The organism is Pseudomonas sp. CCC3.1 (assembly GCF_034347405.1).
Classification (GTDB): Bacteria; Pseudomonadota; Gammaproteobacteria; order Pseudomonadales; family Pseudomonadaceae; genus Aquipseudomonas.
The window spans coordinates 5,280,929-5,302,950 of the sequence record NZ_CP133778.1; the positions used below are offsets into that span (position 1 = coordinate 5,280,929).

20 protein-coding genes are annotated in these 22,022 nt (G+C 55.3%); 6 read left to right on the forward strand and 14 right to left on the reverse strand.

Translation table 11 applies throughout. From position 1 onward, the window contains the following. Positions 1-94: 94 nt before the first annotated feature. From atpB to rpmH, 11 genes are all read right to left on the reverse strand, one after another. Positions 95-964, reverse strand: coding sequence for a F0F1 ATP synthase subunit A (gene atpB / locus RHM56_RS23085; protein ID WP_322236391.1), 870 nt, complete (start codon positions 962-964; stop codon positions 95-97). 16 nt (positions 965-980) lie between these two features. After that, positions 981-1,388: a F0F1 ATP synthase subunit I gene (locus tag RHM56_RS23090; protein WP_003437994.1), complete on the reverse strand. Its 408-nt coding sequence runs from the start codon at positions 1,386-1,388 to the stop codon at positions 981-983. 147 nt (positions 1,389-1,535) lie between these two features. Further along, positions 1,536-2,408, reverse strand: coding sequence for a ParB/RepB/Spo0J family partition protein (locus RHM56_RS23095; protein ID WP_019409123.1), 873 nt, complete (start codon positions 2,406-2,408; stop codon positions 1,536-1,538). A gap of 9 nt (positions 2,409-2,417) precedes the next feature. After that, positions 2,418-3,209, reverse strand: coding sequence for a ParA family protein (locus RHM56_RS23100; RefSeq protein ID WP_153334523.1), 792 nt, complete (start codon positions 3,207-3,209; stop codon positions 2,418-2,420). 18 nt (positions 3,210-3,227) lie between these two features. After that, positions 3,228-3,872: a 16S rRNA (guanine(527)-N(7))-methyltransferase RsmG gene (rsmG, locus tag RHM56_RS23105; RefSeq protein ID WP_322236396.1), complete on the reverse strand. Its 645-nt coding sequence runs from the start codon at positions 3,870-3,872 to the stop codon at positions 3,228-3,230. Continuing rightward, positions 3,869-5,761 (reverse strand): tRNA uridine-5-carboxymethylaminomethyl(34) synthesis enzyme MnmG, encoded by a 1,893-nt coding sequence (gene mnmG / locus RHM56_RS23110; protein WP_322236398.1) that lies wholly within the window; start codon positions 5,759-5,761, stop codon positions 3,869-3,871. Before mnmG ends, rsmG begins: the two co-directional genes overlap by 4 nt. Positions 5,762-6,531: 770 nt before the next feature. After that, entirely contained in the window at positions 6,532-7,899 is a 1,368-nt protein-coding gene (gene mnmE, locus RHM56_RS23115) for a tRNA uridine-5-carboxymethylaminomethyl(34) synthesis GTPase MnmE (RefSeq protein WP_322236399.1), read from the reverse strand. Positions 7,900-7,981: 82 nt separating this feature from the next. Continuing rightward, positions 7,982-9,667 carry a membrane protein insertase YidC gene (gene yidC / locus RHM56_RS23120; protein WP_322236401.1) on the reverse strand — a complete coding sequence of 562 codons (1,686 nt, stop codon included), beginning with the start codon at positions 9,665-9,667 and terminating at the stop codon, positions 7,982-7,984. A 13-nt stretch (positions 9,668-9,680) separates the two neighbouring features. Next, complete coding sequence (gene yidD, locus RHM56_RS23125; protein ID WP_081498269.1) at positions 9,681-9,914, reverse strand: membrane protein insertion efficiency factor YidD; 234 nt, start codon at positions 9,912-9,914, stop codon at positions 9,681-9,683. After that, positions 9,907-10,308: a ribonuclease P protein component gene (gene rnpA, locus RHM56_RS23130; protein ID WP_026014053.1), complete on the reverse strand. Its 402-nt coding sequence runs from the start codon at positions 10,306-10,308 to the stop codon at positions 9,907-9,909. Before rnpA ends, yidD begins: the two co-directional genes overlap by 8 nt. A 16-nt stretch (positions 10,309-10,324) precedes the next feature. Continuing rightward, positions 10,325-10,459, reverse strand: a complete 135-nt coding sequence (gene rpmH, locus RHM56_RS23135; protein ID WP_003213577.1) for a 50S ribosomal protein L34 — start codon at positions 10,457-10,459, stop codon at positions 10,325-10,327. 563 nt (positions 10,460-11,022) lie between these two features. Here rpmH and dnaA point away from each other — a divergent pair. From dnaA to RHM56_RS23160, 5 genes are all read left to right on the forward strand, one after another. Then, positions 11,023-12,540: a chromosomal replication initiator protein DnaA gene (dnaA, locus tag RHM56_RS23140; RefSeq protein WP_322236404.1), complete on the forward strand. Its 1,518-nt coding sequence runs from the start codon at positions 11,023-11,025 to the stop codon at positions 12,538-12,540. 38 nt (positions 12,541-12,578) lie between these two features. Beyond that, on the forward strand, positions 12,579-13,682 hold the full coding sequence (dnaN, locus tag RHM56_RS23145) for a DNA polymerase III subunit beta (RefSeq protein WP_322236406.1): 1,104 nt from the start codon (positions 12,579-12,581) through the stop codon (positions 13,680-13,682). A 21-nt stretch (positions 13,683-13,703) separates the two neighbouring features. Then, entirely contained in the window at positions 13,704-14,807 is a 1,104-nt protein-coding gene (gene recF / locus RHM56_RS23150; RefSeq protein ID WP_322236408.1) for a DNA replication/repair protein RecF, read from the forward strand. A 5-nt stretch (positions 14,808-14,812) separates the two neighbouring features. Then, a complete protein-coding gene (gyrB, locus tag RHM56_RS23155) occupies positions 14,813-17,230 on the forward strand; it encodes a DNA topoisomerase (ATP-hydrolyzing) subunit B (protein ID WP_322236410.1) in 2,418 nt (805 codons plus the stop codon). 206 nt (positions 17,231-17,436) lie between these two features. Then, positions 17,437-17,637, forward strand: a complete 201-nt coding sequence (locus RHM56_RS23160; RefSeq protein ID WP_322236412.1) for a YgjP-like metallopeptidase domain-containing protein — start codon at positions 17,437-17,439, stop codon at positions 17,635-17,637. Here RHM56_RS23160 and RHM56_RS23165 read toward each other — a convergent pair. The 3 genes from RHM56_RS23165 to RHM56_RS23175 all read right to left on the reverse strand — a co-directional run bounded on the left by RHM56_RS23165 (position 17,634) and on the right by RHM56_RS23175 (position 20,166). Beyond that, positions 17,634-18,116, reverse strand: coding sequence for a PIN domain-containing protein (locus RHM56_RS23165; RefSeq protein ID WP_322236414.1), 483 nt, complete (start codon positions 18,114-18,116; stop codon positions 17,634-17,636). The genes RHM56_RS23160 and RHM56_RS23165 overlap by 4 nt on opposite strands. Then, positions 18,097-19,164, reverse strand: coding sequence for an XRE family transcriptional regulator (locus RHM56_RS23170; protein WP_322236417.1), 1,068 nt, complete (start codon positions 19,162-19,164; stop codon positions 18,097-18,099). Before RHM56_RS23170 ends, RHM56_RS23165 begins: the two co-directional genes overlap by 20 nt. A 114-nt stretch (positions 19,165-19,278) precedes the next feature. Then, positions 19,279-20,166, reverse strand: coding sequence for a LysR family transcriptional regulator (locus RHM56_RS23175; protein ID WP_322236419.1), 888 nt, complete (start codon positions 20,164-20,166; stop codon positions 19,279-19,281). 137 nt (positions 20,167-20,303) lie between these two features. On the opposite strand from RHM56_RS23175, the gene RHM56_RS23180 reads away from it, so the two are divergent. Further along, on the forward strand, positions 20,304-21,965 hold the full coding sequence (locus RHM56_RS23180; protein ID WP_322236421.1) for a GMC family oxidoreductase: 1,662 nt from the start codon (positions 20,304-20,306) through the stop codon (positions 21,963-21,965). Positions 21,966-22,022 lie beyond the last annotated feature (57 nt).

Below are 22,022 nucleotides of genomic sequence, written 5' to 3' on the forward strand. Positions count from 1 at the left end.
GGTTTAGGTTTTTAGATTAAAGCGGTAAAACAAAATCATTTTGCGACACCCTCTCACCGAAGCAAGAGGGGCACCAGACTCGCCGAGACGGGTCTTAGTGGTTCTCTTCGTGCGCCATCGACAAGTAAACGATGGTCAACATCATGAAGATGAACGCTTGCAAGGTGATGATCAGGATGTGGAATACAGCCCACGCCCATTGCAGCACCACGCCCAGACCGCTAAGCCAAAGCAGGCCGCTGCCGAACATTACGGCGATCAGGATAAATACCAGTTCGCCAGCGTACATGTTGCCGAACAGACGCAGTGCCAGCGAGATTGGCTTGGCAATCAGCGTCACGAATTCGAGCAAGAAGTTCACCGGAATCAGCAGCGCTTGAACAAAAATGTTCTTGCTGCCGAACGGGTGCAGGGTCAGTTCGCCGATGAAGCCGCCGATACCCTTGATTTTGATGCTGTAGAAGATGATCAACGCAAATACCGACAGGGCCATGCCCAGGGTAGCGTTAGGATCGGTCGTCGGTACGGCACGGAATGGGAAGTGCTCATCGCCTGTGATCAGGATGGCCAACTGAGGAATCCAGTCAACCGGGACCAAGTCGATGGCGTTCATCAGGAACACCCAGACGAAAATGGTCAGTGCCAAAGGAGCAATCACGGCGCTGCGGCCATGGAAGCTGTCTTTTACGCTGCCATCAACGAATTCCACCAGCACTTCAACGAAGTTCTGCAGTGCACCTGGTTGACCGGAAGTCGCCTTCTTGGCCGCCATGCGGAAAATGAGGATAAAGATCAGGCCTACAAACAGCGACCAGCCGAGGGTATCGACGTGGAATGCCCAAAAGCCCATTGCTTTAGCTTCTGCAACGGTGTGAGCAAAGCCCCAGCCGCCATCAGGTAGCTGCCCGAAGGTCAGGTTCTGTAAGTGGTGCTGGATATAGCCCGAAGCGGTTGTTTCTGCCATGGTTGCCTCAAACGCCCTAAGGTCTCGAAAGTGTTGTTCTCATTAGCAGGGGAGCGAACCAGCTGACCAGTTGGGTCAGCACGAAGACGCCGAATACAGCTAGCGGCGCCAATGGCTTCACACCTGCAAACGTCAGCGCGAACAGCACTGCCGTCAAAATTAATTTGCCTGCCTCACCGGCGTAAAACGACCGGACGATGGCTTGCGCTGCTCGAGCGCCGGAAAACCGGAAAGCTCTGTGAGCAAAATACACATTGGGTAGCAAAGCAATCAGGCCTCCGCAGAGTCCTGAATATCCGGCTACAACTCCATGCCATTGCCAGAGCCCCAAAGCAGCCAGCAGTAAAACGACAAATTGAGCCAGCAAAACCGGAAAAACCGCCAAGCGATGGAACGGCAAGCGGTTTGGCGTGCGTGTTTCCATCACAATTGCTCCTCAAAGGTCGGCTGCCAAAAAATAAAACTTGGCATAATTTGTGCCGACAAAATGCGCGCAGAGTATAGGGGCGCTTAAGCCCCTATTCAACTGTCAGGTAGTGATTTCCGACTGCGCGCTACATAAGGAAATGTTTCAGCGGATGTGAGCAAGCACTCCTTGGAGCTCATCCAGGGAGTTATAACCAATGACTAATTGGCCTTTTCCCTTCTTTCCGTGGCGGATCTGCACCGCAGAGCCTAGGCGCTCGGCCAGACGCTGCTCAAGGCGGGTAATATCCGGGTCTGCTTTAACCGGTTCAGCAGGCTCTTGTTTACCGCTCAACCACTGACGAACCAAGGCTTCGGTCTGACGGACTGTCAGTCCTCGTGCGACAACATGTCGCGCCCCCTCAACCTGCTGATTTTCGGGTAAACCGAGCAATGCCCGCGCATGACCCATTTCCAGGTCACCGTGCGACAGCATGGTCTTGATCACTTCCGGCAAAGAAATAAGTCGCAACAGGTTAGCCACAGACACGCGGGACTTACCCACAGCATCGGCCACTTGTTGTTGAGTCAGCTGAAACTCTTGCTGCAAGCGCTGCAAGGCAATGGCTTCTTCAATCGGATTGAGGTCTTCACGCTGGATGTTTTCGATCAGCGCCATCGCGATGGCGGTTTCATCGGGTACATCTTTGACCATCGCCGGGATGGTGTCTTTGCCGGCCTGTTGGCTGGCGCGCCAACGGCGCTCACCGGCGATGATCTCAAAACGGTCACCCGCGATCGGACGCACCACGATCGGCTGCATTACGCCCTGGGCCTTGATCGAGTTCGCCAGTTCTTCGAGCGCTTGTGGGTCCATGTCACGGCGAGGCTGATATTTGCCGCGCTGAATCAGGTCCAGTGGCAAATGCTGCAGTTCGCTTTGATCGACCTTGACTGCCTGCTCTTCCAGCGAGCTGACTGTAGGACCACTCAGGAGTGCATCCAGTCCGCGTCCTAGACCTCGTTTCTTGACGGCCATGGAATATCCTTAAGTTGGCTGAGCAGTGCGGGAGGTACGACGCTGACGACGAACCAGCTCGCCGGCCAAGGCAAGGTAAGCAATCGCGCCACGGGAATTTTTATCATAGGCCAGTGCAGGCATGCCGTAACTCGGCGCCTCGGCCAGACGAATGTTGCGCGGTATCACTGTGTCGTAAAGCTGCTCGCCGAAGTGTTCCTTGAGCTGGGCCGAAACATCGTTCATCAGGCTCAGGCGCGGGTCGTACATGGTCCGCAGCAGGCCTTCGATTTTCAGGTTCGGGTTCAGCAACTCGGCGATGCGCTTGATGTTATCCACAAGGTCGCTCAAGCCTTCGAGTGCAAAGTACTCACACTGCATGGGGATAATGACCCCATCGGCGGCAACCAGTGCGTTCAAAGTCAGCATCGACAGAGACGGCGGGCAATCGATCAGGATGTAATCGTAGCTTTCACGAACCGGCGCCAGCGCCGTACGCAGACGGCTTTCTTTCATCTGCATTTCGAGCAGCACAACTTCAGCTGCCGTCAGATCGCGGTTAGCGGGCAACAGCTGGTAACCACCGTGCTCGGAGACGTGCATGGCCTGAGCCAAATCGCATTCACCGATCAACAGGTCGTAAACCGAATTTTCAAGACCATGTTTATCCACACCGCTACCCATGGTGGCGTTGCCCTGTGGATCAAGGTCGATCAGCAGTACGCGGCGCTTGGTCGCGACCAGCGATGCTGCGAGGTTGATACAGGTGGTGGTTTTACCCACACCACCCTTTTGGTTCGCTATTGCGAATACCTTAGCCATTCTTGCTTGCGTTCCCAATCATGCCGTTCGGCGCAGTATCAGCAGATGGCGTTGGCCTTGGCAACCTGGAACAGTCAAGGCGTGTTCGCTATCTAGACGAAAATCAGACGGCAATGCTACCAGCTCATCGGCCGGATGGACGCCCTTCATTGCCAACCAGCGTGTTTCGTTGTTGCCCAGGTGGCGCGTCCAGTTGCTGAAGTTTTCCATGCTGCTGAAAGCCCTGGAAACAATCCCGTTAAACGCCAGCGCTGGCTGAAACTCTTCGACGCGACTGTGGATAACTTGCAAGTTGTCCAGTTTGAGCTCGAGTTTGACCTGAGTCAGGAAGCGGGTCTTCTTGCCGTTGCTGTCCAGGCACGTCACCTGTGACTCAGGAAACAGGATGGCCAAAGGAATGCCCGGCATCCCGCCGCCACTGCCCACATCCAGCCAGCGACCGTTTTCGATGAAGGGCATCACACTCAGACTGTCGAGCAGATGACGCGACACCATCTCGTCGGGGTTACGCACAGCCGTGAGGTTGTAGGCCTTGTTCCATTTGATCAACAGCGCCAGATAACCCAGCAGTTGCTGGTGCTGGGTTTCAGTCAAGTTGACGCCCAGTTGGCGAGCACCTGTGGATAACTCTTCGGCGTGTTGTGCAGTGACCAGCGAACTCAAGCGTTTTGCTCCAACTTGCGGCCAGCGCCGCGTTTTTTCAGGTGAATCATCAACAGGGAAATCGCAGCCGGAGTAACGCCGGGGATGCGCGAAGCCTGTCCAAGTGTCTCTGGACGGGTGGCGCCGAGCTTGCTCTGGATCTCTTTCGACAACCCGGAAATGTTCGTGTAATCGATATCCACAGGCAGTTTGGTATTTTCACTGGCCCGAAGACGAGCGATCTCATCCTGTTGACGGTCAATGTAGCCCGCGTACTTGGTCTTGATTTCGACCTGTTCAGCGACCAGCGGATCGCTTGCGCCCTGCCCGGTGACTTCAACCAGACCGGCGTAATCAATTTCCGGACGGGTCAACAAACTCAGCAAATTGTATTCATGGGTCAACGGCGTGCCAAATTTGGCCGCAATCGCTTCACCCTGCTCAGTGCCTGGGCGAACCCACGTGCTTTTCAGGCGCTGTTCTTCCAGGGCAATGCTTTCGCGCTTAGTGCAGAACGCTGACCAACGGGCGTCATCGACCAAACCAAGCTCGCGACCTTTTTCGGTCAGGCGCATGTCCGCGTTGTCTTCGCGCAGGATCAAGCGGTATTCGGCGCGGGAGGTAAACATCCGGTACGGTTCTTGAGTCCCCAACGTAATCAGGTCATCCACCAACACGCCGATGTACGCCTCATCGCGACGCGGGCACCAGCTGTCTTTGCCCTGTGCGAGCAAGGCCGCGTTGGCGCCAGCGAGCAAACCTTGCGCGCCCGCTTCTTCGTAACCGGTGGTGCCGTTGATTTGTCCTGCAAAGAACAAACCACCAATTACCTTGGTTTCGAGGCTGTATTTCAGGTCTCGCGGGTCGAAATAATCGTATTCGATGGCATAGCCAGGACGAACGATGTGGGCGTTTTCCATACCGCGAATCGATTGCACGATCTGGATTTGTACGTCGAAAGGCAACGACGTCGAAATGCCGTTCGGATACAGCTCATGGGTAGTCAAACCTTCCGGTTCGATAAACACCTGATGGCTTTCCTTGTCAGCAAAACGATGAATCTTGTCTTCAATCGATGGGCAGTAACGTGGGCCAATCCCTTCAATTACACCTGAATACATCGGTGAGCGATCAAGGTTTGAAGCAATGATTTCGTGAGTTCGGGCATTGGTATGGGTGATCCAGCAGCTCACTTGTTGTGGGTGCTGTTCTTTGTTGCCCATGAACGACATGACCGGAATAGGCGTGTCGCCGGGTTGTTCAGTCATGACTGAAAAATCAACCGAACGGCCATCAATACGCGGTGGAGTGCCGGTTTTCAGGCGACCCACACGTAAAGGCAGTTCACGCAGACGGTGTGCCAGGGCAATCGAAGGTGGATCGCCGGCCCGTCCGCCCGAGTAATTCTGCAAACCAATGTGGATAAGTCCACCCAGGAACGTCCCAGTGGTTAAAACCACGGCATCGGCCAGGAAACGCAGACCCATTTGGGTGACAACACCGCGAACTTGATCCTGCTCAACGATCAGGTCATCAGCCGCTTGTTGAAATATCCACAGGTTGGGCTGGTTTTCCAGAATTTCGCGTACGGCCGCCTTGTAGAGGATGCGGTCAGCCTGTGCGCGGGTTGCTCGCACGGCCGGGCCTTTACGCCCATTGAGTACGCGGAACTGGATTCCGCCTTTGTCGGTAGCAATTGCCATCGCGCCGCCGAGGGCGTCGATTTCTTTAACCAGATGGCTTTTACCAATCCCGCCAATCGCAGGATTGCAGCTCATTTGCCCGAGGGTTTCCACGTTGTGGGTCAACAGCAGGGTTTTTACGCCCATGCGTGCTGAAGCAAGTGCAGCCTCGGTTCCGGCGTGACCGCCACCGATGACGATCACTGCAAAACGGGAAGGGAAATTCACCACGCACCTCGTGCCTGTTACTAGGGGTTTTTTGGATAGACCGCGAAGTATAGGGACTTCGCCTTTCTTAAAGAACCCTTTGCACAAAATTTAACCAGCTTGTGGATAAGGCAAGATAGATAAATAAATAGAGAAGAAATTTATAAAGCTTTGTTTTTATGTTTATTTCTATGCAGGCACCTTTCTGTGGATAGATTGCTAATAGCCTTATTTTACCTACTGTACAGAGATTCAAAAGTCTGTGGTCATGTACCAATAAGGGGCGTGAATAAGTGGGTTAAGCCTGTGGGTAAAACAGGGGCTTATCCACAGGGCTGGTTATCTTCAGTTTTCAGGCCTACTTACCCACTGAGCTGAAGGACGGTTATGCACAGGGCTTATTCCTGTGTTTGAGTGTTTTCGGATCAATAAACAGGCAGCCGAAAGCCGCCTGAATGAGTCATTCATCAGGCGGTCAGCCGATCGGGAAGGGATTAATGTGATGAACGGCATGCCGAGCGAGGCTTAAACAGGCTCGTTCAACCACCCGTGGGGAGTTGCCAAGAGCCTGTGGGTAATTCCAATCGCGTCTAGAGACCGTTCGTCGTGTGAGGTCACGACCAGGGTGCCGGGGTCCGGTATTGGAAGAGATGTGGGTAACTGTCGCTGGATGATTTATCTATGTAGCCGCTGTCGAGGTACGAGGCTGCGATGGGTTGCGTAGCAGCCCCGGCAATCTGAAGGTCCTTCGGTCCTTTTGCAGCCCGCTCCTCAGCGGCTACAGTGCATTGTTATTTACCGATACAGAAGCTGGAGAAGATCCGCCCCAGCAGATCATCCGAGCTGAATGCCCCGGTAATCTCGCCCAACGATTGCTGCGCCATGCGCAAATCTTCCGCCAGCAACTCGCCAGCCCCCGCCAGGGTCAGCTGTGCCCGACCATGCTCAAGTGCATCACTGGCGTGCCCTAATGCTTCCAGGTGACGACGACGCGCGCTGAAGCTGCTCTCAGAGGTTTGCTCGTAGCCCATGCACGCCTTGAGATGTTCGCGCAGCAAGTCGAGCCCCTCGGTTGATCTTGCGCTCAGGCTGATCGTCACATGGCCATCCTCACTGACCTCAAGGGCGATGGCTTCCTCGGTGAGGTCTGCCTTATTGCGGATCAACGTGACTTTGGCCGGATCCGGGCGCTGCTCCAGAAATTCTGGCCACAGCGCAAACGGGTCGTCTGCTTCGGGAGCGGTTGCATCCACCACCAGTAACACCCGATCTGCCTCACCAATGGCCTTGAGTGCCCGTTGCACACCGATCTTCTCGACCTGGTCGTCGGTATCGCGCAAGCCAGCCGTGTCGACCACGTGCAGCGGCATGCCATCGATATGGATATGTTCACGCAACACGTCGCGGGTTGTGCCAGCGATCTCGGTGACGATGGCCGCTTCGCGCCCGGCCAGCGCGTTGAGCAGGCTGGATTTACCGGCGTTGGGCCGGCCGGCAATCACCACGGTCATGCCGTCGCGCAGCAAGGCGCCCTGACCTGCTTCACGTTTAACGGTGGATAACTCTTCGCGGACTTTGTCGAGCATGCCGAGTACGTGGCCATCCGCCAGAAAGTCGATTTCTTCCTCGGGGAAGTCAATCGCCGCTTCGACATAGATACGCAAACCGATCAGTTGCTCGGTCAAGTTATGTACACGGTGTGAGAAAGCGCCCTGCAAGGAGCGCAATGCGTTGCGTGCAGCTTGTGCAGAACTGGCTTCGATAAGGTCGGCAATTGCCTCGGCCTGGGCCAGGTCGAGTTTGTCGTTCAAAAACGCACGTTCACTGAATTCGCCCGGGCGGGCCAAGCGGCAACCCAGTTCAATGCAGCGTTGCAGCAGCATATCGAGAACGATCGGGCCGCCGTGACCTTGCAGTTCCAGCACGTCTTCGCCGGTAAATGAGTTAGGGCCCGGGAAATACAGCGCGATGCCTTCGTCCAGCACTTCACTGTTTTCGCCATAAAACGGCCCGTAATGGGCATAGCGCGGTTTCAGTTCGCGCTCAGTGAAGGCTTGCGCGGCGACACTGGCGAGTGGCCCGGAAATACGCACGATCCCCACACCGCCTCGGCCTTGGGCAGTCGCCACAGCAGCAATAGTTTGTGCCGGAACACTCATAAAAACAGGCCTCAAAAACAAAAGTGACAGATAGCAAAACGCCCCACTAGGGGGCGTTTTGAGTGGTGATCAACAGAGTAAGTTAAGCAGCTGCTTTTTTGGTAGCGGCTTCGATCTTACGCGTGATGTACCACTGTTGAGCGATGGACAGGCAGTTGTTCACAACCCAGTACAGCACCAGACCAGCCGGGAACCACAGGAAGAAGAAGGTGAAGATGATTGGCATCAGCTTCATCACCTTGGCCTGCATCGGGTCCGGAGGCGTCGGGTTCAGACGCTGCTGGATGAACATGGTTGCGCCCATGATGATCGGCAGAATGAAGAACGGGTCTTTGATCGACAAGTCGGTAATCCAGAGCATGAACGGCGCCTGGCGCATTTCAACACTTTCCAGAAGTACCCAGTACAAGGACAGGAACACCGGCATCTGCACCAGAATCGGCAAGCAGCCGCCCAGTGGATTGATCTTCTCTTTCTTGTACAGCTCCATCATCGCTTGCGACATTTTCTGGCGATCATCACCGAACTGCTCTTTGAGAGCGGCCAGTTTTGGTGCCACAGCGCGCATGCGAGCCATCGATTTGTAGCTGGCGGCCGACAGCGGGAAGAAGATCCCTTTAATCAGCATGGTCAGGAAGATAATCGACCAACCCCAGTTACCCACCAAGCTGTGGATATGTTGCAGCAACCAGAAAATAGGTTGAGCAATGAACCACAGAATGCCGTAGTCGACGGTCAGTTCCAGACCTGGGGATAACTCTTTGAGTACACCCTGGCTTTTTGGACCGGCGTACAGCGTAGCGCTGGTTTCAGCAGTTTTACCCGGCTCAACGGTCAAGGTTGGGCCAGTAAAACCGATGATGTAGTTGCCTTGGCTGTCTTTGCGGGTCTGAACGACGTTGTTATCGCCTTTCTGAGGAATCCACGCCGTTACAAAGTAGTGTTGCAGCCAAGCAACCCAGCCACCTTGAACGGTTTCTTTCAGCTGGCCCTTGTCGATATCTTTCATCGACACTTTTTTGTACGGTTCTGCACTTGTCCACAGGGCAGCGCCCAGGTAAGTCGCAGTGCCGGTGGCGGTGCTGGAAGAAGGATCAGAGCTGGCGTCGCGTTTCAATTGCGCGAACAGGTTGCCAGTCCACGGCTTGCCGCTCTCGTTATCAATCAAATAGCTGACTTGAACATCGTACAGACCACGCTTGAGCGTGAAACGCTTGATGTAGTTAACGCCGTTTTCGCTGAATTTGAGGTCAACGACCAACTGATCCTGGCCCGGAGCCAGTTCAAACGTCTTTTTGTCTGCACTGAAAACCGGGCGACCCGCGGTGCGAGCATCCGGTCCGTCAACGCCAGTCAGGCCACTTTGAGCCAGATAAGTACGCTCGCCGCCGTTATCGAACAGCTGGAAAGGTACGTCCGGGTGGTCTTGGCGACGTGGATAAAGCGGCAGACGCAGCTGGGCAATATCACCACCCTGTGGATCAATCGCGATGTCCAGAACATCCGTTTTTACGTGGATGAGGTCTTTGCTGGCAGCAACCGGTGCTTCAGTTGGCGTGCTGCTATCAGTATTGGCGCTGGGTACATCGGCACTGTTCGAAGCGTTGTTACCTGGCACCGTATCAGGCAAAGCCTGTGGAGTGGTGCTGCTGGCGGCAACATTCTGAGTCGGCAGGGCAGCTTGGCCGTAATCCTGGTTCCATTTCAGAACCATAACGTAGGACACGACTGCTAGAGCGACGATCAGGATCGTGCGTTTAATATCCATGATTACTCGGCCATCAAGAAGAACGGGAGGTAGGGATAGGTGGAACCGGGTCGTAACCACCGGGATTCCACGGGTGACAGCGACCTAAACGACGAAAGGTCAGCCAGCCGCCGCGAAGAACGCCATGATTTTCGATGGCTTCCATCGCGTAGCAGGAACAACTGGGGTAGAAACGGCAGTGGCTGGCCATCAAAGGACTAATGGCATAACGATAAAACTGGATCGGAAGGATCGCCAGTTTACGCATCAGGACTGCCTACCCCTACAGTTTCGGTTTTAACCGCTGGAACTGGCGTGTTACGGGCCAGGCGTTTCCAGAGTTTGCCGAAATGCTGAATCAATTCGGGGTTCTCTACGTCACCCAAACCTTTGCGCGCGACGATAACGATATCCCAACCGACCAGTTGATCCTGGTGGAGACGAAACGATTCACGCATCAAACGCTTGAGGCGATTGCGCTGAACGGAGAGCTTCACGCTCTTTTTCCCGATCACTAACCCCAGGCGGGGGTGATCAAGATCGTTGCTGCGCGCAAGGAGCAGGAGATTTTTCCCCGGAACCTTGCCGGTGGGGGAGTCAAAGACTGCCTTGAAATGTCGGGGAGTGAGTAACCGCTTTTCCCGACTGAAGTCCTGACTCACCACCATTGTCTGATTATCAAACTGCCAGACGCGCACGGCCTTTGGCGCGGCGACGCGACAGGACTGCACGGCCGTTTTTAGTAGCCATGCGTGCACGGAAACCGTGAGTGCGGGCGCGTTTGATAGTGCTTGGTTGGAAAGTACGTTTCATGTCGTGCTACCTGGTTCGTCCACAACGGGCCGGAATGGACCCCGTTTTAAGAGACCGGCGATTCTAGAGAATGCAAGCCAATAGGTCAATTTCCAACCAACGTTAACCGCTAAATAGATGTCAGGGGTTTTGCACAAGCGTTTTGTCAGCCAACTATAAAAATAAAGAAACGAAGTATTTAAAGCTCTTTTATAAAGCTTATTAAACTTAGAGACGCGATCATCTGTGGATAAGTCAAAGCAGGCCTTATAAATCAAGGTGTACAGAGAATGACAACACTGTCGAGAAGCCGTGCTCTGCCTGTGCTGCACCCTCGGATAAGCTGTGCATGAAAGGCCTCTTTATCCACAGGCCAGTTATGCACAGACTTTCGACCCCACTTGTGCAATGAGCTTAGACCCGCTTATCCACAGACCTTATGCACATACCATTTGTCGCTTTGTTCACAGCGAAAAGCCTGATCTCTCCTTATAGGCAGGCAACCTACGTGTGGATAAGTAGGCGAGTGGTCGCTACAATGGCGCCTGTTTTTGCCTCACCGGCTTTCAACTTAGGGGATATCCGTGTCAGTGGAACTTTGGCAGCAGTGCGTAGAGCTTTTGCGCGATGAGCTGCCTGCCCAGCAATTCAACACCTGGATCCGTCCACTACAGGTCGAAGCCGAAGGCGACGAGTTGCGCGTGTATGCACCCAATCGGTTTGTTCTCGACTGGGTTAACGAGAAGTATCTGAGCCGTTTGCTTGAACTGCTGAATGAGCACAGCAATGGCATGGCGCCAGCGCTGTCCTTATTAATAGGCAGCAAACGCAGCTCGGCACCTCGTGCTGCGCCCAACGCGCCCTTAGCTGCGGCAGCTTCTCAACAGGCCTCGGCGCCAGCACCTTCGCCAAGCACTCAGCCAAGCGCAGCGCCCGCGCCTGCTCCGGCCCCTAAACAGGCGGCCGAAGCGAGCGAAGAGCCTTCGCGTGACAGCTTTGATCCGATGGCAGGTGCCAGCTCGCAGCAAGCGCCTGTACGTGCCGAGCAACGGACTGTCCAGGTTGAAGGTGCGCTCAAGCACACCAGCTACCTGAACCGCACCTTCACCTTCGAAAACTTCGTAGAGGGCAAGTCCAACCAACTGGCCCGCGCTGCGGCGTGGCAGGTAGCGGACAATCCCAAGCACGGTTACAACCCGCTCTTCCTGTATGGCGGCGTTGGCTTGGGTAAAACGCACTTGATGCACGCGGTGGGTAACCACCTATTGAAGAAGAATCCGAATGCCAAGGTTGTGTACCTGCATTCCGAGCGTTTTGTAGCCGACATGGTCAAGGCCCTGCAACTCAACGCTATCAACGAGTTCAAGCGCTTCTACCGTTCGGTCGACGCCCTGCTCATTGATGACATTCAATTCTTTGCGCGCAAAGAGCGGTCTCAGGAAGAGTTCTTCCACACCTTCAACGCCCTGCTTGAAGGCGGTCAGCAAGTGATTCTGACCAGTGACCGTTACCCCAAAGAGATCGAAGGTCTCGAAGAGCGTCTCAAATCCCGCTTCGGCTGGGGCTTGACGGTGGCCGTTGAGCCGCCAGAGCTCGAAACCCGAGTCGCGATCTTGATGAAGAAGGCAGACCAGGCCAAGGTTGACCTGCCCCACGATGCCGCCTTCTTTATTGCCCAACGCATTCGCTCCAACGTGCGTGAGCTCGAAGGTGCACTCAAGCGGGTCATCGCGCACTCGCACTTCATGGGCCGCGACATCACCATCGAGTTGATTCGCGAATCCCTAAAAGACTTGTTGGCGTTGCAAGATAAGCTCGTCTCTGTGGATAACATCCAGCGCACAGTGGCCGAGTACTACAAGATTAAAATTTCGGACCTGCTCTCCAAGCGCCGTTCACGCTCGGTAGCACGACCACGCCAGGTGGCCATGGCGCTGTCCAAAGAGCTGACCAACCACAGCCTGCCGGAAATTGGCGACGTGTTTGGTGGCCGCGATCACACCACGGTCTTGCACGCATGCCGCAAGATCAACGAACTCAAGGAATCCGACGCGGACATCCGCGAGGACTACAAGAACCTGCTGCGAACCCTGACAACCTGATGACACCAACGCAGCTTATTAAGGCAAGGGACTAGACCATGCATTTCACCATTCAACGCGAAGCCCTGTTGAAACCCCTGCAACTGGTCGCAGGCGTCGTTGAACGCCGCCAGACCTTGCCGGTATTGTCCAACGTGCTGTTGGTAGTCGAAGGCCAGCAACTGTCGCTGACCGGTACCGACCTTGAAGTCGAACTGGTCGGTCGCGTCCAGCTCGAAGAACCGGCTGAGCCCGGCGAGATCACCGTACCTGCGCGCAAGCTGATGGATATTTGCAAAAGCTTGCCCAACGATGCACTGATCGACATCAAGCTCGATGACCAGAAACTGGTGGTCAAGGCAGGCCGTAGCCGCTTTACCCTGTCGACCTTGCCAGCCAATGATTTCCCGACGGTTGAAGAAGGGCCGGGTTCTCTGACCTGCAGCCTGCAGCAAAGCAAACTGCGTCGCCTGATCGAACGCACCAGCTTCGCCATGGCTCAGCAGGACGTTCGTTACTACCTCAACGGCATGCTGCTGGAAGTGTCTGCCGGTATCATCCGCGCAGTCGCCACCGACGGTCACCGCCTGGCCATGTGCTCTATGAAGGCCGACATTGGTCAGCCAGACCGTCATCAAGTGATCGTACCGCGCAAAGGTATTCTCGAAATGGCGCGTTTGCTGACTGAGCCAGACGGCGAAGTGAGCATCGTGTTGGGCGCACACCACATCCGTGCCACCACTGGCGAATTCACCTTCACCTCCAAGCTGGTAGACGGCAAGTTCCCGGATTACGAGCGTGTGCTGCCTAAAGGTGGTGACAAGGTGGTGATCGGTGACCGTCAGGTTCTGCGTGAAGCGTTCAGCCGTACAGCGATCCTGTCCAACGAGAAGTACCGTGGTATTCGTCTGCAATTGGCTAATGGTCAATTGAAAATTCAGGCCAACAACCCGGAGCAGGAAGAAGCGGAAGAAGAAGTAGGCGTTGACTACAACGGCGACTCGCTTGAAATCGGATTCAACGTGAGCTACCTGCTGGATGTGCTGGGCGTGATGACCACTGAGCAAGTGCGCCTCATCCTGTCTGACTCCAACAGCAGCGCCCTGGTGCAAGAGTCGGATAACGACGACTCGGCCTACGTTGTTATGCCGATGCGCCTGTAACTTATGCACAGCCCAAGCTAGATGTCCCTTAGTCGTGTCTCTGTCACCGGTGTGCGTAACCTGCACCCGGTGACTTTCTCCCCCTCCCCCCGCATCAATATCTTGTACGGCGCCAATGGCAGCGGAAAAACCAGCGTGCTCGAAGCTGTTCACTTGCTGGGGCTGGCACGTTCGTTTCGCAGTGTGCGGCTTACACCTGTCATCCAGCATGATCAGCCAAGCTGTACAGTTTTTGGCCAGGTAGAACTGGCTGAAGGCGGACACAGCGCGCTCGGTGTCTCGCGGGACCGGCAAGGGGAGTTCCACATTCGGATCGACGGTCAAAATGCGCGCAGTGCGGCGCAACTGGCCGAGATCTTGCCCTTGCAATTGATCAACCCTGACAGCTTCCGTCTACTGGAAGGTGCTCCCAAGATTCGTAGGCAGTTTCTCGATTGGGGGGTGTTCCACGTCGAACCGCGCTTTATGTCGACCTGGCAGCGGCTACAGAAGGCCCTGCGGCAGCGGAACTCATGGCTGCGGCATGGTACACTCGACGCCGTTTCACAAGCGGCCTGGGACCGGGAACTGTGCCTGGCCAGTGCTGACATTGATGAATACCGCCGCGCTTACATCAAAGCCTTAAAACCTGTGTTTGAGCAGACCTTAAGTGAGTTGCTTGAACTCGAAGGCTTAACGCTGAGTTATTACCGTGGCTGGGACAAAGACCGAGAGCTGAGTGCTGTACTCGCCGCGTCTGTCCACCGGGACCAGCAAATGGGGCATACCCAAGCCGGACCACAACGTGCTGATTTGCGCCTGAAGATAGGTGCCAATAATGCGGCAGACATCTTGTCGCGTGGGCAGCAAAAGTTAGTGGTCTGTGCCTTGCGCATTGCTCAAGGGCACTTGGTCAGCCAGGCCCGGCGTGGCCAATGTATTTATCTGGTGGATGACTTGCCGTCCGAATTGGATGAGCAGCATCGCAACGCACTGTGTCGCTTGTTGGAAGACTTACGCTGCCAGGTTTTCATTACCTGTGTAGATCACGAATTATTGAGGGAAGGCTGGCAGACGGAAACGCCAGTTGCCCTGTTCCACGTGGAACAGGGCTGTATCACCCAGACCCACGACCATCGGGAGTGAAGGCATTGAGCGAAGAAAATACGTACGACTCAACGAGCATTAAAGTGCTGAAAGGCCTGGATGCCGTACGCAAACGTCCCGGTATGTACATTGGTGACACCGACGATGGCAGCGGTCTGCACCACATGGTGTTCGAAGTAGTCGACAACTCCATCGACGAAGCGCTGGCTGGTCATTGCGACGACATCACCATTACCATCCACCCGGATGAATCCATCACCGTGCGCGACAACGGCCGCGGCATCCCGGTTGATGTGCACAAAGAAGAAGGCGTTTCGGCAGCCGAGGTCATCATGACCGTGCTGCACGCCGGCGGTAAATTCGATGACAACTCCTACAAAGTATCCGGCGGCCTGCACGGTGTAGGTGTTTCGGTTGTAAACGCCCTGTCCGAATTGCTGGTACTGACGGTTCGCCGCAGCGGCAAAATCTGGGAACAGACTTACGTCCACGGTGTTCCTCAGGCGCCGATGGCGATTGTTGGCGAAAGCGACACCACCGGAACTCAGATTCACTTCAAACCGTCTGCTGACACCTTCAAGAACATCCATTTCAGCTGGGACATCCTGGCTAAGCGGATTCGTGAACTGTCCTTCCTCAACTCCGGTGTGGGCATCGTTCTCAAGGACGAGCGCAGCGGCAAGGAAGAACTGTTCAAGTACGAAGGTGGCCTGCGTGCGTTCGTTGACTACCTGAACACCAACAAGACTCCGGTCAACCAGGTGTTTCACTTCAATGTTCAGCGCGAAGACGGCATAGGCGTAGAAATCGCCTTACAGTGGAACGACAGCTTCAACGAGAACCTGTTGTGCTTCACCAACAACATTCCGCAGCGCGATGGCGGCACGCACTTGGTGGGCTTCCGCTCTGCCCTGACGCGTAACCTCAACACCTACATCGAAGCTGAAGGCCTGGCCAAGAAGCACAAAGTCGCCACCACCGGTGATGACGCCCGTGAAGGCCTGACGGCCATTATCTCGGTGAAAGTACCGGATCCGAAGTTCAGCTCCCAGACCAAAGACAAGCTGGTTTCTTCTGAAGTGAAGACCGCTGTTGAACAGGAAATGGGCAAGTTCTTCTCCGACTTCCTGCTGGAAAATCCGAACGAAGCCAAGCTGATTGTCGGCAAGATGATCGATGCAGCCCGTGCGCGTGAAGCAGCACGTAAAGCCCGCGAGATGACCCGCCGCAAAGGCGCGCTGGACATTGCAGGCTTGCCCGGCAAACTGGCCGACTGCCAGGAAAAAGACCCGGCGCTGTCCGAACTGTACCTCGTGGAAGGTGACTCTGCTGGCGGCTCCGCCAAGCAGGGACGTAACCGCCGTACCCAAGCGATCCTGCCGTTGAAAGGTAAAATTCTCAACGTTGAGAAAGCCCGTTTCGACAAGATGATCTCTTCGCAAGAAGTCGGCACCTTGATCACCGCGCTGGGTTGCGGCATCGGCCGTGACGAGTACAACATCGACAAACTGCGTTATCACAACATCATCATCATGACCGATGCTGACGTCGACGGTTCGCACATCCGTACCCTGCTGCTGACCTTCTTCTTCCGTCAGTTGCCGGAGTTGATCGAGCGTGGCTACATCTACATCGCTCAGCCGCCGTTGTACAAAGTTAAAAAGGGCAAGCAAGAGCAATACATCAAAGACGACGAGGCCATGGAAGAATACATGACCCAGTCGGCCCTTGAAGACGCCAGCCTGCACCTCAACGAAGAAGCCCCGGGCATCTCTGGTGAGGCGCTGGAGCGTCTGGTGTACGACTTCCGCATGGTCATGAAGACACTCAAGCGCTTGTCGCGTCTGTACCCACAGGAACTGACCGAGCACTTCATCTACCTGCCAGCCGTTACCCTTGAGCAATTGGGCGACCACACTGCCATGCAAGCGTGGATGGCCAAGTACGAAGAGCGTCTGCGTCTGGTTGAGAAATCGGGCCTGGTCTACAAAGCCAGCCTGCGCGAAGACCGTGAACGTAATGTCTGGTTGCCAGAGGTCGAATTGATCTCCCACGGCCACTCGACCTTCATCACCTTCAACCGCGACTTCTTCGGTAGCAACGACTACAAAACCGTTGTGACCCTGGGCGCACAACTGAGTACCCTGCTCGACGACGGCGCGTACATTCAGCGTGGCGAACGTCGCAAGCAAGTCACCGAGTTCAAAGAAGCCCTTGAGTGGTTGATGGCTGAAAGTACCAAGCGCCACACCATCCAACGTTACAAAGGGCTGGGCGAAATGAACCCGGACCAACTCTGGGAAACCACCATGGACCCAAGCGTGCGTCGCATGCTGAAAGTCACCATTGAAGACGCGGTCGGCGCCGACCAGATCTTCAACACCTTGATGGGCGACGCCGTAGAACCGCGCCGTGAATTCATCGAGAGCAACGCACTGGCAGTGTCCAACCTGGACTTCTGATGCGTGACGGGTTGGGGTAGAGACTTATCCCCAGCCCAATAGAAAAGCCCGCCCTGTCGAGAGACAGCGCGGGCTTTTTGTTTTTTTGGTGCGTACGCGGGACGCAGTTTTTCACGGAAGTAAGCAATTACGGCTTGCACCTTTATGACGGCGACACTTGGGCTTCCTCACGTTTTATCGTGCAGACACTAGCTGGGCCAGTTGTGATGCATAACGTGTTGGAGTTTCACCCAAAGGTGATGGAGTTTACCGGAACGGTGCTGGACTACATCATCGTTCACGAGCTTTGCCACAAGCTTGAAAAGAACCACACAAAGGCCTTCTGGGCGCTGGTGAATAGCCATATGCCGGGCTGGCAGCGCCAGCATGCGGTGTTGGAGCATGCGGTGTTTGGGGATGCTTTTTAAAGGTCATTTAGCCGTTGAAGTGCCAGATCCCAAGGTAGGCGTCTGCCATTAGCTCTCATTTTTTTGTAAGCATCACGGGCGCCACCAACAGACGTCAGATCATGTTCGATCAGCTTCTCAACGACCCAAATGGTGCCATTGACTTCGACATCTTCGCGACGCGCCGCTTTGCGCAATGCATCGTCACCGGAAAGGAGCGGGCAGTTTTCTTGTTTGGCCAAGGCTAATGCAAAGCAGTCGTTTCGGCTTGGGCCACCACCGACTCGTTGAATCAGCTCATGCGCATAGATCAGCGTCTGCGCACTTATTTCACACAGAGCCAGACCCATCTCTAGTAAATGCGCATGCTGATCTTCAAGCTCTTCAAAAAACAAAATATCGGGAACGCTGAATTGGTAAGGCAGTTGGAAGAAGATATCGAGAATCTCGCCCTCTTCCAAGTCGATCAGGATATTGGCATCACTGATTAACAGCTGCATTCAGCGACTCCAGTTTTCGAACCCGATGGAACTGAAAAACTGGAAGGCCTAGCAACTCTGCGGCTTTTGACTCCCCAATCAGACCTTCGCCCAGGGCGCGGTAAACAAGCTGCTGAAACAGCAGTGTGGTTTCTTGGCGGTAAGGCTCACCGGGTTCTTGTTTGCGCCAGCCATTTTTTGAAAAAACCATGAACAGTCGTTGCCGGGTATTTTCAGGAATGATCTTCAGGTCGGCTGCTCGGTATAGACACGCTTGCATGCTCAATCCGTACTCAACTTTCAAAAAGAACAGTTCTCGTACTTCGAGCATGTGACGTTTTTCGCCGAGTTGCTGCCGAATCGAAGAGGCAGGTAACAAGAACGCGCAGGCAAAACGATTGCAGGCCTTTTCTTCGTCAAGATGATCTGCCAGTCGCCCCTCTAATAAGAGGTGGCCTAATTCGTGAGCAAGGGTGAAGCGCTGTCGATCTCCTGGCCAATTGGATGACAGGACAATGACCGGTGTGCCTGCCACTGAAGCTTGCAGCCCATCGAACTTGGCGTGCTCATCGACGCTCGTGATGATGACCAGAATACCGCGTGACTCCAACACATCAATTAGGTCTGGAATAGGGTTAAGCCCAAGGTTCCAAGAAGCCCGAACCTGATCTGCGAAATCATCAAGGTCATCGAATGTATCAACACTTACAGGGAGCTTCTGAGGTACTGAAAATTGCGGTACAGGAAACTCAGGCCATACGTTAGCTAGCTCTTGCCAGCGTTCAGCTTGATCCAGCACGTCAGCTTCAATTCGCTTAAGGATTGCCGCCGAGGTGTTAGAACGTTTGCGATACTCCACCCCTTTTAGCTCAATCTTGAGTGGTCGAAAAAAGTACTCACTACGAACCGACAGGGCCTTAGACATTTTGATCAGAACGCCGGAACTCGGCATGCTTTCGCCATGCTCATATTTTTTGATCATGTTGGCGCTGACGCCAGCCTGGAGGCCGAGGTCTTGCATCGACAGGCCGGCTGCTGCGCGTGCACGCTTCAGGCGTTCGCCTATCATTCAGCTCTCCTTGGTTTATGAATTTATTAAAAACAAAAAAAGTGTAAACCTTGAACTTAACCTCGTCGATATATTTATTGAGTGCTTGCCCAAGTCCCGACCAAATCACCTGTGCTAAACCGCCAACAAAAGCCCCTGCTCTTCCCTACACAACTCCAGCAAAAAATCCCACACCACCCGCAGTCTCACCGACTTGTGCAACTCGCGCCGGGTGCTGATCCAGTAGCTGCGTTGCACCGATTCATCAGGCAGTACGCGCACCAACTCAGGGTCTTGGCTGGCCATGTAGTTGGGCAGTACGGCGATGCCCAGCCCGGCGCGGGCCGCTTGTTGCTGCGCAATAACGCTGGTGCTGCGAAAGGTCACGGTCGGATTGCGGCAGAAGTGGTTGATAAACAGCAGTTCCTGACTGAACAGCAGGTCGTCGACGTAGCCGATCCAGTAGTGGTTGGCCAGGTCGTCACGATTGTTCAGCGGGGGCGCTTTTTCGAGGTAAGTACGGCTGGCGTAGAGCGCCAAACGGTAGTCGGTGAGCTTGCGGGTGATTAACAGGTCGGCGTGCGGGCGGTCGAGGTGCACGCTGATTTCAGCTTCGCGGTTGAGGATGCTGATAAAGCGCGGCACCGCCACCAGTTCAACTTCCAGCCCCGGATAACGCTCAAACAACCCGCGCAGTCGCGAGGTGATGAACATGATCCCGATGCCTTCGGTGACGCCCAGGCGGATTTTGCCCAGAGGCGCGATGGCTTGGGTGATTTCTTCTTGGGCCAACAGCGCGACGTTTTCCATCGCTTCGGCATGTTTGAGCAGTGCCTGCCCGGCCGGGGTCAGTTCGTAGCCTTGGGCATGCTGCACAAACAGCGCCGTGCCGAGGTGCTGTTCGATGTGCTCAATGTGCCGCGCCACGGTGCTGTGGGTGGTATTGAGGCGCTTGGCCGCCGTGAGCAGGCGCCCGCTGCGCTGCAACTCCAAAAAGTACCGCAGGTCATTCCAGTCGAACATCGTCATCCCTCAGTGCCCGGTATTCGCGGGCTGTGCAAAAACGCACAAGCCATGGGTGAAATCGCGCGTTTTCAACTCGAAATTAATCAATACGATGGAGTAGAACAAGAACAATAAATAGAGGCGCGAGGTGATCCATGCCATCAGCCAATCAGGTGTATGACTACATCGTCGTGGGCGCCGGGCCTGCGGGTTCGGTGTTGGCCAATCGGCTGTCTGCCGATCCCAAGCACACAGTGCTGCTGCTCGAAGCGGGCGGCAAAGATAACTACCCGTGGATCCACATCCCTGTGGGCTACCTTTATTGCATTGGTAACCCGCGCACCGACTGGTGCTTCAAAACCGAAGCTCAGCCCGGCTTGCAGGGCCGCAGCTTGAGTTATCCGCGCGGCAAGGTGCTGGGCGGCAGTTCATCCATCAACGGCATGATCTACATGCGCGGCCAGGCTGGTGACTACGATCGCTGGGCCGAGTTGGGTAATGCGGGCTGGTCCTGGAAAGACGTGCTGCCGCTGTTCAAACGCAGTGAAAAACACTACGCCGGGAACTCCGCACTGCATGGCGCTGACGGCGAATGGCGGGTCGAGCAACAGCGTTACACCTGGTCGATTCTGGATGCCTTCCGCGACGCCGCCGCTCAAAACGGGATCGCCAGCGTTAATGATTTCAACGGTGGCGATAATCAGGGCTGTGGATACTTTCAGGTTAACCAGCGGTCCGGTGTGCGCTGGAATGCCTCCAAAGCTTTTTTGCGCCCTGTGGATAAACGCTCGAATCTGACTGTGTTGACCGGCGTCCAGGTCGACAAAGTCCTGCTTGAAAACCGTCGTGCCACTCAGGTGCGTGCTCGCTGGCAAGGCGCCGACCATGACTTTACGGCGCGTCGCGAGATTATTGTGTGTGCAGGGTCGATTGGCTCTCCCGGCATTTTGCAGCGCTCAGGCATCGGCCCTCGCCCCCTGCTGGAAAGCCTGGGGATAACGGTTCAGCACGAACTGCCCGGCGTCGGCGGCAATCTGCAAGACCACCTGCAACTGCGGCTGATCTTCAAACTGAGCAACGCCCGCACCCTCAACCAAGTGGCCAACAGCCTGTGGGGCAAAGTCGGCATGGGCCTGCGTTATGCTTATGACCGAAGTGGTCCCTTGGCCATGGCCCCGAGCCAACTGGGCGCCTTCGTTAAATCCGATCCGGATCAACCTTCAGCCAATTTGCAGTACCACGTACAGCCACTGTCGCTGGAGCGCTTTGGCGAGCCGTTGCACACCTTCCCCGCGTTTACCGCGTCGGTGTGCAACCTGCGGCCTAAAAGCCGTGGCCGGGTCGATATTCGCTCAGCCAACCCGGATGACGCGCCAGTCATCGACCCCAATTACCTGAGCCACCCCGACGACCTGAAAGTCGCGGCCGACGCGATACGTCTTACCCGGCGCATCGTGGCCAGTTCTGCCCTGCAGACCTTCAGCCCCGAGGAATACCTGCCCGGTAGCGCCCTGCAAAGCGAACAGGAGTTGTATGAAGCGGCTGCCAAAATCGGTACGACCATCTTTCACCCTGTGGGCACTTGCCGCATGGGGCAAGACCTAGAAGCGGTGGTCGATGCCGAGTTGCGGGTGCATGGCATCGCAGGCCTGCGGGTTGCGGACGCGTCCATCATGCCAACTATCGTTTCGGGTAACACCTGTTCGCCTACGCTGATGATTGGCGAAAAAGCCGCACAGTTGATTCTGAATGCGCACTCTCATGCACAGGAGAAAGAAGCGGGCGCGAACCGCAACGCAGCAGTACCGGTCGCCTGACAGCGATCGTGGTTTCGGTCGCAGTCATCCGAAACCGACAGTGGACAACAACAATAA